The sequence below is a fragment of the Microbacterium sp. AK009 genome, assembly GCF_013410955.1.
Classification (GTDB): Bacteria; Actinomycetota; Actinomycetes; order Actinomycetales; family Microbacteriaceae; genus Microbacterium.
Genome location: NZ_JACCCG010000007.1, coordinates 13,594 through 25,689, shown reverse-complemented (window position 1 = coordinate 25,689; position 12,096 = coordinate 13,594). Strand labels below are relative to the sequence as shown.

General features: G+C 70.8%; 11 protein-coding genes. 5 read left to right on the top strand and 6 right to left on the bottom strand.

What is annotated here, in order from left to right:
* Positions 1 to 49: 49 nt before the first annotated feature.
* The 3 genes from HDC37_RS15720 to HDC37_RS15710 are packed head-to-tail and all read right to left on the bottom strand — an operon-like array spanning position 50 to position 3,941.
* A complete protein-coding gene (locus tag HDC37_RS15720) occupies positions 50 to 976 on the bottom strand; it encodes a carbohydrate ABC transporter permease (protein ID WP_257021575.1) in 927 nt (308 codons plus the stop codon).
* Positions 973 to 1,920: a carbohydrate ABC transporter permease gene (locus tag HDC37_RS15715; RefSeq protein ID WP_179561353.1), complete on the bottom strand. Its 948-nt coding sequence runs from the start codon at positions 1,918 to 1,920 to the stop codon at positions 973 to 975. Before HDC37_RS15715 ends, HDC37_RS15720 begins: the two co-directional genes overlap by 4 nt.
* Complete coding sequence (locus HDC37_RS15710; protein WP_308472255.1) at positions 1,917 to 3,941, bottom strand: beta-galactosidase; 2,025 nt, start codon at positions 3,939 to 3,941, stop codon at positions 1,917 to 1,919. Before HDC37_RS15710 ends, HDC37_RS15715 begins: the two co-directional genes overlap by 4 nt.
* 223 nt (positions 3,942 to 4,164) lie before the next feature.
* Between HDC37_RS15710 and HDC37_RS15705 the strand changes: the two genes are divergently transcribed.
* Entirely contained in the window at positions 4,165 to 5,184 is a 1,020-nt protein-coding gene (locus tag HDC37_RS15705) for a LacI family DNA-binding transcriptional regulator (protein WP_179561351.1), read from the top strand.
* Positions 5,181 to 5,492 (top strand): hypothetical protein, encoded by a 312-nt coding sequence (locus HDC37_RS15700; RefSeq protein WP_179561350.1) that lies wholly within the window; start codon positions 5,181 to 5,183, stop codon positions 5,490 to 5,492. The genes HDC37_RS15705 and HDC37_RS15700 overlap by 4 nt, the downstream gene beginning before the upstream one ends.
* Positions 5,493 to 5,631: 139 nt before the next feature.
* On the opposite strand, the gene HDC37_RS15695 is transcribed toward HDC37_RS15700, so the two are convergent.
* On the bottom strand, positions 5,632 to 6,441 hold the full coding sequence (locus HDC37_RS15695; RefSeq protein WP_179561349.1) for a helix-turn-helix domain-containing protein: 810 nt from the start codon (positions 6,439 to 6,441) through the stop codon (positions 5,632 to 5,634).
* Positions 6,442 to 6,506: 65 nt separating this feature from the next.
* Between HDC37_RS15695 and HDC37_RS15690 the strand changes: the two genes are divergently transcribed.
* A complete protein-coding gene (locus HDC37_RS15690) occupies positions 6,507 to 7,445 on the top strand; it encodes a phytanoyl-CoA dioxygenase family protein (protein WP_179561348.1) in 939 nt (312 codons plus the stop codon).
* Between the two features lie 27 nt (positions 7,446 to 7,472).
* Here HDC37_RS15690 and pip read toward each other — a convergent pair whose 3' ends face one another.
* Together pip and HDC37_RS15680 are read right to left on the bottom strand one after the other, a co-directional pair.
* The gene (gene pip, locus HDC37_RS15685) at positions 7,473 to 8,486 is read right to left on the bottom strand and encodes a prolyl aminopeptidase (RefSeq protein WP_179561347.1); all 1,014 of its coding nucleotides are present in this window, start codon (positions 8,484 to 8,486) and stop codon (positions 7,473 to 7,475) included.
* A complete protein-coding gene (locus HDC37_RS15680; RefSeq protein ID WP_179561346.1) occupies positions 8,483 to 9,358 on the bottom strand; it encodes a neutral zinc metallopeptidase in 876 nt (291 codons plus the stop codon). The genes pip and HDC37_RS15680 overlap by 4 nt, the downstream gene beginning before the upstream one ends.
* A 67-nt stretch (positions 9,359 to 9,425) precedes the next feature.
* Here HDC37_RS15680 and HDC37_RS15675 point away from each other — a divergent pair, with 67 nt between their 5' ends.
* Together HDC37_RS15675 and HDC37_RS15670 are read left to right on the top strand one after the other, a co-directional pair.
* Positions 9,426 to 10,427 carry a malate dehydrogenase gene (locus HDC37_RS15675; protein WP_179561345.1) on the top strand — a complete coding sequence of 334 codons (1,002 nt, stop codon included), beginning with the start codon at positions 9,426 to 9,428 and terminating at the stop codon, positions 10,425 to 10,427.
* Positions 10,424 to 12,091, top strand: coding sequence for a sodium:proton antiporter (locus HDC37_RS15670; protein ID WP_308472252.1), 1,668 nt, complete (start codon positions 10,424 to 10,426; stop codon positions 12,089 to 12,091). The genes HDC37_RS15675 and HDC37_RS15670 overlap by 4 nt, the downstream gene beginning before the upstream one ends.
* Positions 12,092 to 12,096: the final 5 nt, after the last annotated feature.

The window sequence follows — 12,096 nt, the reverse complement described above, 5'->3', positions numbered from 1 at the left end:
TTTCCTTCTCTCGGTGGTGGGTGCCCGGGTTGCTGCCCGGGCGGGGGGGCTACTTCAGCGCGCCGGTGCCGAGGCCCGTGCGCCAATACCGCTGAAGCAGCAGGAACGTGATGATCAGGGGAACGATCGACAGCAGCGACCCGACGAGCACGAAGGTGCGGAGCTCGGGGAACTGGTTGATCGTGGAGTTCCAGGCGTAGAGCCCGTAGGTCACCGGGAACAGCTCTTCGCTGCGCAGCATGATCAGCGGCAGGAAGAAGTTGTTCCAGATGGAGACGAACTGGAAGAGGAACACCGTCACCAGTGCCGGGAACATCAGGCGGATCGACACGGTGAAGAAGGTCCGGATCTCCCCCGCGCCGTCGAGGCGGCTCGCCTCGAGCAGTTCGTCGGGGACGGATGCCTCGGCGAAGACGCGGCTCAGATAGACACCGAACGGGCTGACGATGCTCGGAAGGAAGACCGCCCAGAAGGTGTTGGTCAGCTGCACCTGGCTGAAGAGCAGGAACAGCGGCAGCGCGAGCGCTGTCGCGGGGACGAGCACCCCGCCGAGAACGACGTTGAAGAGCGTCTCGCGGCCGGGGAACCGGTACTTCGCCAGGGCGTAGCCGCACATCGACGCCAGGAGGGTCGCCACCACGGCGCCGACGCCGGCATACAGCAGGCTGTTCAGCAGCCACCGGAGGTACACCCCGTCGCGGTAGGCGACGAGGGCCCCGACGTTCTCGAAGAACCGGAAGTCCGCGAACCACAGCGGGTTGGTGCTGAACAGGTCGCCCCGGTCCTTCGTGGAGGCGATGAGCAGCCACCAGATGGGCGTCAGGAAGTAGAGGGTGAAGACCCCCATGACGATGAACGCGGCGGTGCGGGGGATGACGCCTTCGCGGGGTCCGCGACCCCCGGCATCCTGTCCGCCGCTCTTCCGACGGCGCGACGCCGTGGGGTTCACGGCCGTCATCGTGGTCGTCGTGGTCATGACGCCGCCGCCTTCCGCCGGGTGATGCGCAGGAACGTGAAGGACAGGACGAAGGTCGCGAGGGCCAGGACCACCGAGAACGCCGCCGCCAGCGACACGTTCGGGATCGAGCTCGTGGCGTAGATCGTCATGTTCGGGGTGTAGCTGCTGGTGACCGCCGAGCTGAACGCCCGGAAGGTCTGCGGCTCGGCGAGCAGCTGCAGGGTGCCGATGATCGACAGCACCCCGGTGAGGACGAGGGCGGGACGGATGAGCGGGATCTTGATCGACCACGCGATCCGCGCCTGCCCCGCGCCGTCCAGACGCGCCGCCTCGTAAATGTCGCCCGGAATCGCAAGAAGCGTGGAGTAGATGATCAGCATGTTGTAGCCGACGAACACCCACGTCACGACATTCGCGATCGACCACAGCACCAGGTCGGAGGAGAGGAAGTCGACCTGGCTGGTGACCGCCTCGAAGGGCGACAGGTTGGGCGAGTAGAGGAAGCCCCACATGATCGCGGCGATGACGCCGGGCACCGCGTACGGCACGAAGAACGCCAGGCGGAAGAACTTCTTCCCCCGCAGCAGCGGCGAATCGAGCAGCAGGGCGAACAGGAGCGCGAGGCCCAGCATCACGGGCACCTGGACGACCCCGAAGAGGAACACCCGGCCCACGGATGACCAGAACTCGGCGTTCTGGAAGACCAGCGCATACTGCGCGAACCCGCCGAAGACTTCGCGGGCTTCACCGAACGTTCCCTCGCGCTCGACGACGAGCAGCGACTGCCACACGGCGTAGCCGATGGGGATCACGTAGAAGAGCGCGAAGACCAGCGCGAACGGCGACACGAAGGCGACGATCGCCCACGGGTTCTGCACGCGCGGACGCTTGCGCTTCTGCGGCGGCGCGTCGGGCGCCGCGACCGTGCCGGCGAGGCCGGCGATGGATGGCGAAGTGGTCATGCCGTCTCCTCTGTCGGCTGCTCACGGATGACACGGACGCCGCCGGCGGGGACGACGATGGTCCCCGTCGCGCGGCTCTGGGTCACGAGATCGTCTCCGACCGCGTCGACCTCGACGGGTCGGTCGGTGGTGTTGATGACGAAGCGGTAGGCGCGGTCGGCGCCGCGGCGACGGATGATCTCGACTCCGCGTCCGGCTCCGGGCTCGGGGCTCGCGCCGGCCGCCGCGGCGGCGGTCTCGAGCAGGTCGCGCAGCGCCGGTGCGTCCAGGAGCGTCGCGATGTACCAGGCGTCGCCGCTGCCGGCGGATCCGCCGGTGCGGCGGGTGATCGCCGGGAAGCCCGCCGACGGCCCGTCGGCGAAGCGTGCCACGACCGTCGCGTCGGTCACCGACATCCGCTCGGTCCACATCGTCGCGGTCACGCCGGTGTCGAGGGCGACGGTGGTTCCGGGAAGGACGGGGGCGAACTCCTCGACGCGGATGCCGAGCAGGTCGCGCCAGGCGCCCGGGTGACCGCCGGGGCGGACCCGGTCGTTCTCGTCGACGATGCCGCTGTAGAAGGTGACGACGACGTGGGTGCCGGTGGCGGCCGCGCCGTCCAGCGCGCGGGCGTCGGCGTCGGAGACGAGGTGCAGCCCCGGCACGACCACGAGGCGGTACCGCGAGAGGTCGACACCGGGCCGGACCACGTCGACCGTGTGGCCGAGGTCGCGCAGCGCGCCGTAGATCGCGTGCACCTGGTCGAGGTAGCCGAGCGCGTGGTTCGGGCGGTTCTCGGCGTCGGCGGCCCACCACGATTCCCAGCTGAAGAGCATCGCGACATCGGCGGTGACGGTCGTGCCCGCGACCTCGTCAAGGCGACCGATGAGGGCGCCGAGCTCGCGCACCTCGCGCCAGAGCGCGCTGTCGGTGCCGGCGTGGGGAAGGAGCGCCGAGTGGAACTTCTCCGAACCCTGGAGCGAGGCGCGCCACTGGAAGTAGCACACGGCATCGGCGCCCCGCGCGACGTGAGAGAGCGAGTCGCGGGTCATCTGGCCCGGCGCCTTCGCGAGGTTCACCGGCTGCCAGTTCACCGCGCCGGTGGAGTGCTCCATGAGCAGCCACGGCTCGCCGCCGGCGAGCCCCCGGGTGAGGTCGGCGGTGAACGCGAGCTCGGCGAGCGGGTCGGCCAGGCGCGAGTCGAGGTAGTGGTCGTTGGCGATGACGTCCATCTCGGGCGCCCAGGTCCAGTAGTCGAGGGCCTCGATGTGGGCGGTCACCATGAAATTGGTGGTGACGGGGATGTCGCTGTGGCGACGGATCACGTCGCGCTCGGCCCGGTAGTGCGAGAGCACCTCGTCGCTGCAGAAGCGGCGGTAGTCCAGAACCTGACCGGGGTTGCGGGTGGAGACGGTGCGCAGCGGCGTGAGGACCTCATCGAAGTCGGTGTAGCGCTGGCTCCAGAAGCTCGTCCCCCAGGCGGCGTTCAGGGCGTCGATGGTGCGGTACTTCGCGCGCAGCCACCGGCGGAAGGCGCGGGTCGACTCGGCGCAGTGGCATTCGGCGTTGTGGCACCCGAGCTCGTTCGAGACGTGCCACAGGGCGACGGCGGGGTGCGCCCCGTACCGCGCGGCGACGGCCTCGACCAGCGCGAGCGCATACCGGCGGAACACCGGCGAGCTCGGGCACCAGGCCTGGCGACCGCCGGGGTACCGGGTGGTGCCGTCATCCATCACCGGCAGGATCTCAGGATGCCGCGTGGTCAGCCACGGCGGCGCGGACGAGGTGCCGGTGCCGAGGTTCACGCGGATGCCGTTGTCGTGTAGCAGCGAGACGACCTCATCGAGCTCGTCGAAGTGGAAGACGCCGTCGGGACCCTGCAGCGCCGACCAGCCGAAGACGTTGATCGCGACGAGGTCGACTCCGGCCTCGCGCATTAGGGCGACGTCTTCGCGCCACACCTCGGGCGTCCACTGCTCGGGGTTGTAGTCGCAGCCGAAGGCGACACCCTGGTGCGCGAAGCGCGGGCGAGCCGGCGACACGTCGATCTCGGTGAGAAGCGCGTCGTCGCTCTGCGGGGGGAGCGTCGTTGCGAGATGGTCCACGGATCTCCAGATATACGGTGTTGTCTGCGGTTGCTGTGTGAACGTGCACAGTTTCCCGGACGACAACTCCTCGTCGAGAGTCTGTGAACGTACACACACTGGCATCTCCGCGGGTCAGCTGTCAAGCGGAAAGTCGGACGGCGGGGGCTACAGTGGCCTCGTGACCTCTCCGCCCGTGCGCCCGAAGCGTGCCACCGTGCACGATGTGGCGCAGGAGGCCGGGGTCTCGCGCGGCACGGTCAGCCGGTACGTCAACGGCGACCGCTATGTCTCGTCCGGCGCACGCGAGGCCATCGAAGCGGCGATCGCAAAGGTCGGATACGTGCCGAACACCGCGGCGCGCAACCTCGTCATGCAGCGGAGCCAGGCGGTCGGTTTCATCGTGCACGAGCCCCACTCGCTGTTCATCGAGGATCCGAACATCGGCGAGATCCTGCTGGGCGCCAACGCCGCCCTCTCGGAGGCCGACCATCAGATGGCCGTCCTCATCGCCGACACCGGCCGCGACACCGACCGTGTCGCCCGCTACCTCTCCGGCGGCTTCGTCGACGGCGTCATCATCGTCTCGGCCCGCGCGAACGACCCGATCACGCGGGTCGTGGAGCGCCTCCAACTGCCCGCGGCGTATGTGGGCCACCCTCCCGGCGCCTCCTCGGCCTCGTTCGTCGTCATCGACAACCGCGGGTCGGCCCGGGCCATCACCTCGCGCCTGGTCGAGACGGGTCGCCGGCGGATCGGGATGATCGCCGCCGCGCTCGACCGCGACTCGGGGTCCGATCGCCTCGCCGGATTCCGCGAGGCGCTCGGCGACCGGTTCGACGAGACTCTGGTCGAACCCGTGCCGCTGTACTCGTACTCGGCGGGGAGGGAGGGCATGCAGGCGCTGTTAGCGCGCTCACCCGACATCGACGGCGTCTTCGCAGCCTCCGATGCCGTCGCCGCCGGGGCGGTGGAGGCCCTGCGCGCGGCCGGACGCCGCGTGCCCGAGGATGTCGGCGTGGTCGGCTTCGACGACTCGGCGTGGGCGCGCCGCACCCTGCCGGCCCTGTCGACCGTGCGCCAGCCCGCGGCACGGCTGGGCGCCGAGGCGGCGCGGCTGGTGCTCGACCGGATCGGCGGCGCCCCCGGCGGCGCCGAGGTGATGCTCGAGTGCGAGACGGTGTGGCGGGAGTCGGCGTGAACCTCGACGACAGCACCCTCGCGGCGCGCGTGCTCGAGGCACGGCTGGAGGTGCGGCATCCGTCGCCGCTGAAGCGCGCAGCGAAGTACCTCGGCGCGTTCGCGCTGGCCGTCATGGGTGGGGGCGACGACCTCGCCGCCCCCACGTTCGACCTCGTGGTGGTGCGCTCCGACAGCGACGCTCCGGTGCTCCGCGTGAACGCCGGAACGGATGCCGAGGCGAGCCGCCTGCTCGAAACGGTGCGGCGCGACCTCGGTGAGAAGACGGTGCGGGACTTCTTCGCCGAGTGGCGCGTACTCGACGCCTGAAGCGTCGCCTCCCGCCCGCATCCCCGCCCATCTCCCCCTGTCCTGCTCCCCGCCCTGCCCTCCGGCTTCGGAGAACCGCGCGAACTCCGGACGAGGTGCCGGGGTCGGCTCTGAAGTAGGCGCGAATCCCCGAAGCTCGTCAGGCGCCGGCGAGCCGCCGCCGGTACGCGGCGGGCGCTTCCCCGCAGCGATCGCGGAATCGCGCGTAGAACTGGCTCTGCGAGCCGAACCCGGCGGCGAAGCCGACTTCGCTGATGGGCAGGTCGGTCGTCAGCAGCAGCCGCTGCGCCCGCGCGACCCGGCACTGCAGCAGGTACTCGCCGATCGTGATGCCGAGCGCCCGCCGGAACAGCGTCATGGCGTACTGCGGATGCAGGTGCACGTGCCGGGCGACATCCTCCACCCGCAGGTCGTCGCCCGAGCGCTCCGAGATGAAGGCGGCCATCTCTCCGGCTGTGCCCTTGACCCCCGGATGCCCCGGGGCGACCTCCGTGCGGCGCGCGGCGATCCGCCGCAGGAGCGCCTCGACTTCGAGCTCTGCCGCGCGCCGCTCGACGTCGCCGGGCTCGTGCGAGAGCGCGCCGGCCCACAGCTCCGCGCGCTCGGCGAGCGCGAGCCCTGCGCCTTCCGACACCAGCACGAGGTCGCCGGCGAGGAGAGAGCCGATGAATCCGCCCGGCAACGACCAGCCGAGGGCGACCCCGAGCGGCACGGTGAGCCAGCTCACCTCGTCGACAGCGGTGACCAGCCGGTGCGGCCGGGCCGCCCAGAACACCCCCAGGCTCCCCGCCGGGATCGTGACCTCGCGCCCATCGATGAGGTACACCAGCGGTGACGGCGCGGCGTTGACTTCGAGGTCATCGTGCCGGTGCGCGGCGAACATCGCCGGTACCGCTCCGCGGAACGACGCCAAGCCGAACCACTCCGGCCGCTCCTCCAGCATCCTCATGATCCCGGAATTCTGCCATGCATCCCGGGAAGATCTACGACGGAGTGCTCCGTAGCGTTCTTGCCATGACCGACACCACCCTCACCCGCACCCCCGCACCGACGCGCGCGTGGCACCTGACTTCCGAAGAGATCGCGTTCTTCGACGCCCACGGCTACCTGGTGCTCCGCGACCGGATCCCCGCTCCCCTGCTGGAGCGCCTCCGCGCGGCATCCGATGCCTGGATGACCGAGGGGCGCGCCCTCGGTCCTGATCACCCCGACGCGGCGGACTACGCCTGGGCGAACCGTGGCGGGCAGAAGCGCATGTTCCGCGTCGACTACCTCCACAACAAGGGCCAGGCCGCCTCGCTCGAGCTGCTGGGCAGCCCCGCGGTGCTGGGGATCGCTGAGAGCCTCGCCGGCACGGACTTCGTCCCGACCTACGAGTCGCTGGTGTTCAAGGACGCCGGCGACGGGGCCGCGATCGACTGGCACCAGGACGCCGTGCACCCCCGCACGAACCGCATCTTCAACATCGACGTCTACCTCGACGCCTCCCGCGCCGGCGAGGGCGCCCTCCGGGTCGCCCCCGGCTCCCACCTCGCCCCGGTCGACGTCTGTCAGCTGCAGGAGGAGTACGGATGGGACGCGCCCGGGGTCATCCAGGTCGAGCTGAACCCCGGCGACGTGCTCGTGCACGACGTGATGATCGTCCACGGCTCGGAGGCCGTGACCGGTAATCGCCTGCGCCGGACGATCTACTACGAATTCCGCGCGGCCGAGCAGATCCTCCGCGAGGGACCCTGGGACGCCGAGTGGGTGGACCGGCGCCTCCGGCTCGTGCCGCTGGGACTCCGCGAGCACGCGCGGCAGAACCCCGATGCCGAGGCGTTCGACTGGCGGATCTCGCCCGACCTCGCACCCCAGGTGGGCGACGACGTCGACGCCGAGCTGCGCATCGCGCACGTCGTGCACTCGCCGGGGTCGTACTGCAGCGCCGGGAGCGTGCCCTTCACCGCGTGAGTCGCCGGGTGAGTCGCGGGGTGGAACTCACTCGGTGACCTCGGTCGACGCGGCGGCGTCGTCCGCCGCGAACCGGTCGGTCGCCGCGCGCAGCGCTGCGGCGATCCCCGGTTCGGAGGCGGAGTGCCCCGCGTCGTCGATGATCACGAGCTCGGCCTCCGGCCACGCCCGGTGCAGATCCCACGCCGTCATCGCCGGCGTGCAGACGTCGTACCTGCCCTGGACGATGACCCCAGGGATGTCGCGGAGCGCCGTCGCGCCACGGATCAGCTGTTCCTCGGTGAACCATCCGCCGTGCATGAAGAAGTGGTTCTCGATGCGGGCGAAGGCGGTCGCCGCGACCTCGTCGGTCATGGTGCTGACGAGGTCGGGGTCGGGGCGAAGGGTCAGGGTCGCCGCCTCCCACCGCGTCCACGCCTTCGCCGCGGGCACGTGGACGGCCGGGTCGGGGTCGGAGAGCCGACGGCAGTACGCCTCGATCATGCGAGAGCGTTCGAGCACCGGGATCGGTGCGAGGTAGTCCTCCCAGAGGTCAGGGAAGATCGCCGCGGCACCCCCCTCGTAGAACCACTCCAGCTCATGGGGGCGAAGCGTGAAGACGCCGCGCAGCACCACCTCGGTGACAGCCTCGGGGTGCGTCTCGGCGTAGGCGAGGGCAAGTGCACTCCCCCACGATCCGCCGAACACCTGCCAGCGGGTGATTCCGAGGTTCCGCCGCAGCAGCTCGATGTCGGCGACGAGGTGCCAGGTGGTGTTGAAGCGCAGGTCGGCCTCGGGCGACGACGCGTGCGGAGTGCTGCGGCCGCAGCCGCGCTGGTCGAACAGCACGATGCGGTAGCGCTCGGGGTCGAAGAACCGGCGGTGCCAGGGCGAGGTACCCGCCCCGGGGCCGCCGTGCAGGAACACCACGGGTTTGCCGTCGGGGTTCCCGCTCTGCTCCCAGTAGACCCGGTTGCCGTCGCCGACGAGCAGCTCGCCGGTCGCATACGGCTCGATCGGCGGGTAGAGGATGTCGTCGAGGTGCGCCGGACCGCCCTTCACAGCGCGCTCCCCGAGACCGCGAACGTATCGCAGGCGCCCACACCCCCCTGGTAGCCCGCAGCGAACCAGCGCTGCCGCTGCTCGCTCGACCCGTGCGTCCAGCTCTCGGGGTTCACCGGCGCCCCGGACTCCTGCTGGATGTGATCGTCGCCGACCGTGGCGGCGGCGTTCAGCGCATCGGTGATCTGGGTGCCCGTCGGCGTCTCGAAGAACGGCACGCCGTTCTGATCGAGCTGTTCCGTCATCGCCGCCACCCAGGCGCCGGCGAAGCAGTCGGCCTGCAGTTCGATGCGAACGCCGTTGCTGTCGGGGCCGGTGCCGTTATCGGGGTTCTGCTGAGTGATGCCGGTGATGTTCTGCACGTGGTGGCCGTACTCGTGGGCGAGCACATAGAGCTGGGCGAGCTCGCCGGCGCTCGCATCGAACCGCTCGCGCAGGAGCCCGAAGAAGGTGGGGTCGATGTACACCGTCTCCTCGGGCGGGCAGTAGAACGGCCCCGTCGCATTCGACGCTGTGCCGCACGCCGACGAGGTGGACTGGTCGACGATGATCAGCTGCGGCTGCCGGTAGCCCTCGACCTGTTCGGCCCAGTACTGATCGAGCACGAGAGACCCGGCCGCCAGGCGGCATTCGTCATTGCGGTTGGCGTCGGCTCCGGTCTCGCACGACGCGATCTCGCTGCCCTCGCCGCCCGCGACCCCGGGCACGCCGCCCCCGCCGAGAAGGCCGGAGAAGTCTCCCCCGGTGAACAGGTTCAGCAGCAGCACGGCGATCGCCCCGATACCGGCCACGCCGCCACCGGCGAGAACGAGCCCTCCACCGCGTCGTCGCGCCGTATTCCCGCCGACCTGTGCGTTCTCATTGAACGTCATCTGCTCACGGTACCGCCCCTGGCCACTTCCTCACGGGACGACGCCGCCCGGGCCTATGCTCGGAGCCATGCGCGCGACGACGATCACCCTCACCGGCGCCGGAGGGCAGATCGGCTACGCCCTGCTGTTCCGCATCGCCGCCGGCGACATGCTCGGTCCGGAGCGCCCGGTGAACCTGCGCCTGCTGGAGATCCCCACCGGACTCCGCGCCGCCGAGGGTGCGGCGCTGGAGCTGCAGGACTGCGCCTTCCCCCTGCTCGCCGGCGTCGAGATCTCGGATGACCCGCGCACGGCCTTCGACGGCTGCGAGATCGCCCTGCTCGTCGGCGCCCGCCCCCGCGGCCCCGGCATGGAGCGCGCAGACCTGCTCGCCGCGAACGCGGGGATCTTCGGCCCGCAGGGCGCGGCGCTCAACGACGTCGCCGACGACGCCATCCGCGTAGTCACCGTGGGGAACCCCGCGAACACCAACGCCCTCATCGCGCAGTCGTCCGCCCCCGACATCCCTCCCGAGCGCTTCACCGCCCTGACCCGCCTCGATCACAACCGCGCCGTCGGCCAGCTCGCCGCCGCCCTCGAGGTGAACCCCCGCGACATCGACGGGGTGATCGTATGGGGAAACCACTCGGCCACGCAGTACCCCGACGTGTCGCACGCCACCGTCGCCGGCCGCCCGGTCATCGACGCACTCGCCGAGCGGCTCGGCGACGTGGACACCGCCCTCGCATGGCTCGACGACGAGTTCGTCCCCCGGGTCGCGCGCCGCGGCGCGGAGATCATCGAGGTGCGCGGGTCGTCGTCGATCGCCTCGGCTGCGCACGCGACGATCGAGCACGTCCGCAGCGACGTGCTCGGGGGCTTCCGCACGTCGGCGGCGGTCGTCTCGCACGGCGAGTACGGCGTGCCCGAGGGTCTCATCTGCTCGTTCCCGGTCTCTTCCGACGGCTCGGGCTACCGGGTCGTCGCCGATCTCGGTGTCGACGAACGGTCACGGCGGCTCATCGACGCCTCGGTGGACGAGCTCGTCGCCGAGCGCGATGCCGTGCGGAGCCTGGGCATCCTGCCGTGATCGAGGTCATCGTCATCGCCACGGTGACGGTGCTCGTCATCGCCGGCGCGACCGCGCTCGGTCCGCGCCTGCGGCTCGCCGGTCCCCTGCTGCTCGTCCTCCTCGGCCTCGGCGTCAGCCTGCTGCCGTTCGTCCCGGCGTTCGAGCTCGACCCCGAGATCATCCTCGTCGGCGTCCTCCCGCCCCTGCTGTATTCGGCGGCGGTGTCGCTTCCCGCGATCGAGTTCCGCCGCGACGTGCGACCCATCTCAGGGCTCGCCGTGCTGCTCGTGCTCGTCAGCGCCGTCGCGCTCGGCTTCTTCTTCCACGCCGTCATCCCGGGGCTCGATCTGTATCTCGCGATCGCGCTCGGCGCGATTCTCAGCCCCACCGACGCGGTGGCGACCTCCATCGCGAAGCGGCTCGGCATCTCCCGGCGCGTCACCACCTGGCTCGACGGCGAGAGCCTGCTCAACGACGCCACCTCGCTCGTCATCCTTCGCACGATGGTCGCCGCGGCGGTGACGGGGTCGGTGCCCGAGGGCGGCATCGTCGGGGCGTTCCTGTGGGGTGTGGTCGTCGCCATCGTCGTGGGCTCGGTCATCGGCTACGTCAATCTGCGGGTGCGCGCGCTCGTGCGCAATCCCGCCGCCAACACCGCCATCGGATTCGTCGTGCCGTTCGCGGCCTACCTTCCCACCGAAGCTCTCGGCGGCTCGGGCCTCGTCGCCGCGGTCGTCGCCGGAATCGTCACCGGGCAGGGTGCGGCGCGCCGCTTCACTCCCGAGCAGCGCCTCTCGGACGAGTTGAACTGGCGTACCGTCGAGCTCGTCCTCGAGGGCGCGGTGTTCCTCGTCATGGGGCTCGAGGTGAAGGACCTCTGGGACTCGGTCTCCGCCGACGGCGCGGGCGGTCTCGAGCGGGCGGTCTTTCTCGCAGCGACAGCCCTCCTCATCATCCTCGCCGCCCGCGTGGTGTTCGTCTCGGTCCTCGTGTGGGGTGAATCGCGACGCGCCCGCCGCGCGGCCACTCACCTCCGGCGGGTGCGCACCTGGCCTGAGAGGGTGCCCGAACGCGCGCGCCCACCGGTGCTCCGCTTCATCGAAGACCTCGAGTACCACCGCACCACCCCGCTCGGATGGCGCCACGGCACGATCATGGTGTGGGCGGGCATGCGAGGGGTCGTGACCCTCGCGGCGGCGCAGACCCTCCCGGCCGAGACGCCGTCGCGCGACCTGCTCGTCTTCGTCGCCTTCCTCGTCGCGGTCGGCAGCCTGCTGCTGCAGGGCTCGACGCTCCCCTGGGTCGTGCGGATGCTCGGCCTCGACGGCGAGGGCGACGAGACCGTGGGGCGCGAGGAGCGGCTGCGGCTGGATCAGGAGCTGCGGGATGCCGCGGCCGCGGCCCTGGCCGACGAGAACCTCGCCCGGCGAGACGGCGAGAGCTTCCCGTCGGAGCTCATCGCCCGGGTCGGCGACCGGTACACCCGCCCGCCCGATGACGACACCACCGCGCTCGTGCGCGACGCGCTCGAGCTGCGGCTCGTGCTCATCCGGGCGATGCGACAGCGGCTCACCGAGCTGTCCTCCGGAGGGTCGTACAGCACCGCCGTCCTCCGGCACACCCTCGCCGAGCTCGACGCCGACGAGCTGAGCCTCGAGCTCCGCCTCGACGGCGAGGACTGACAGGG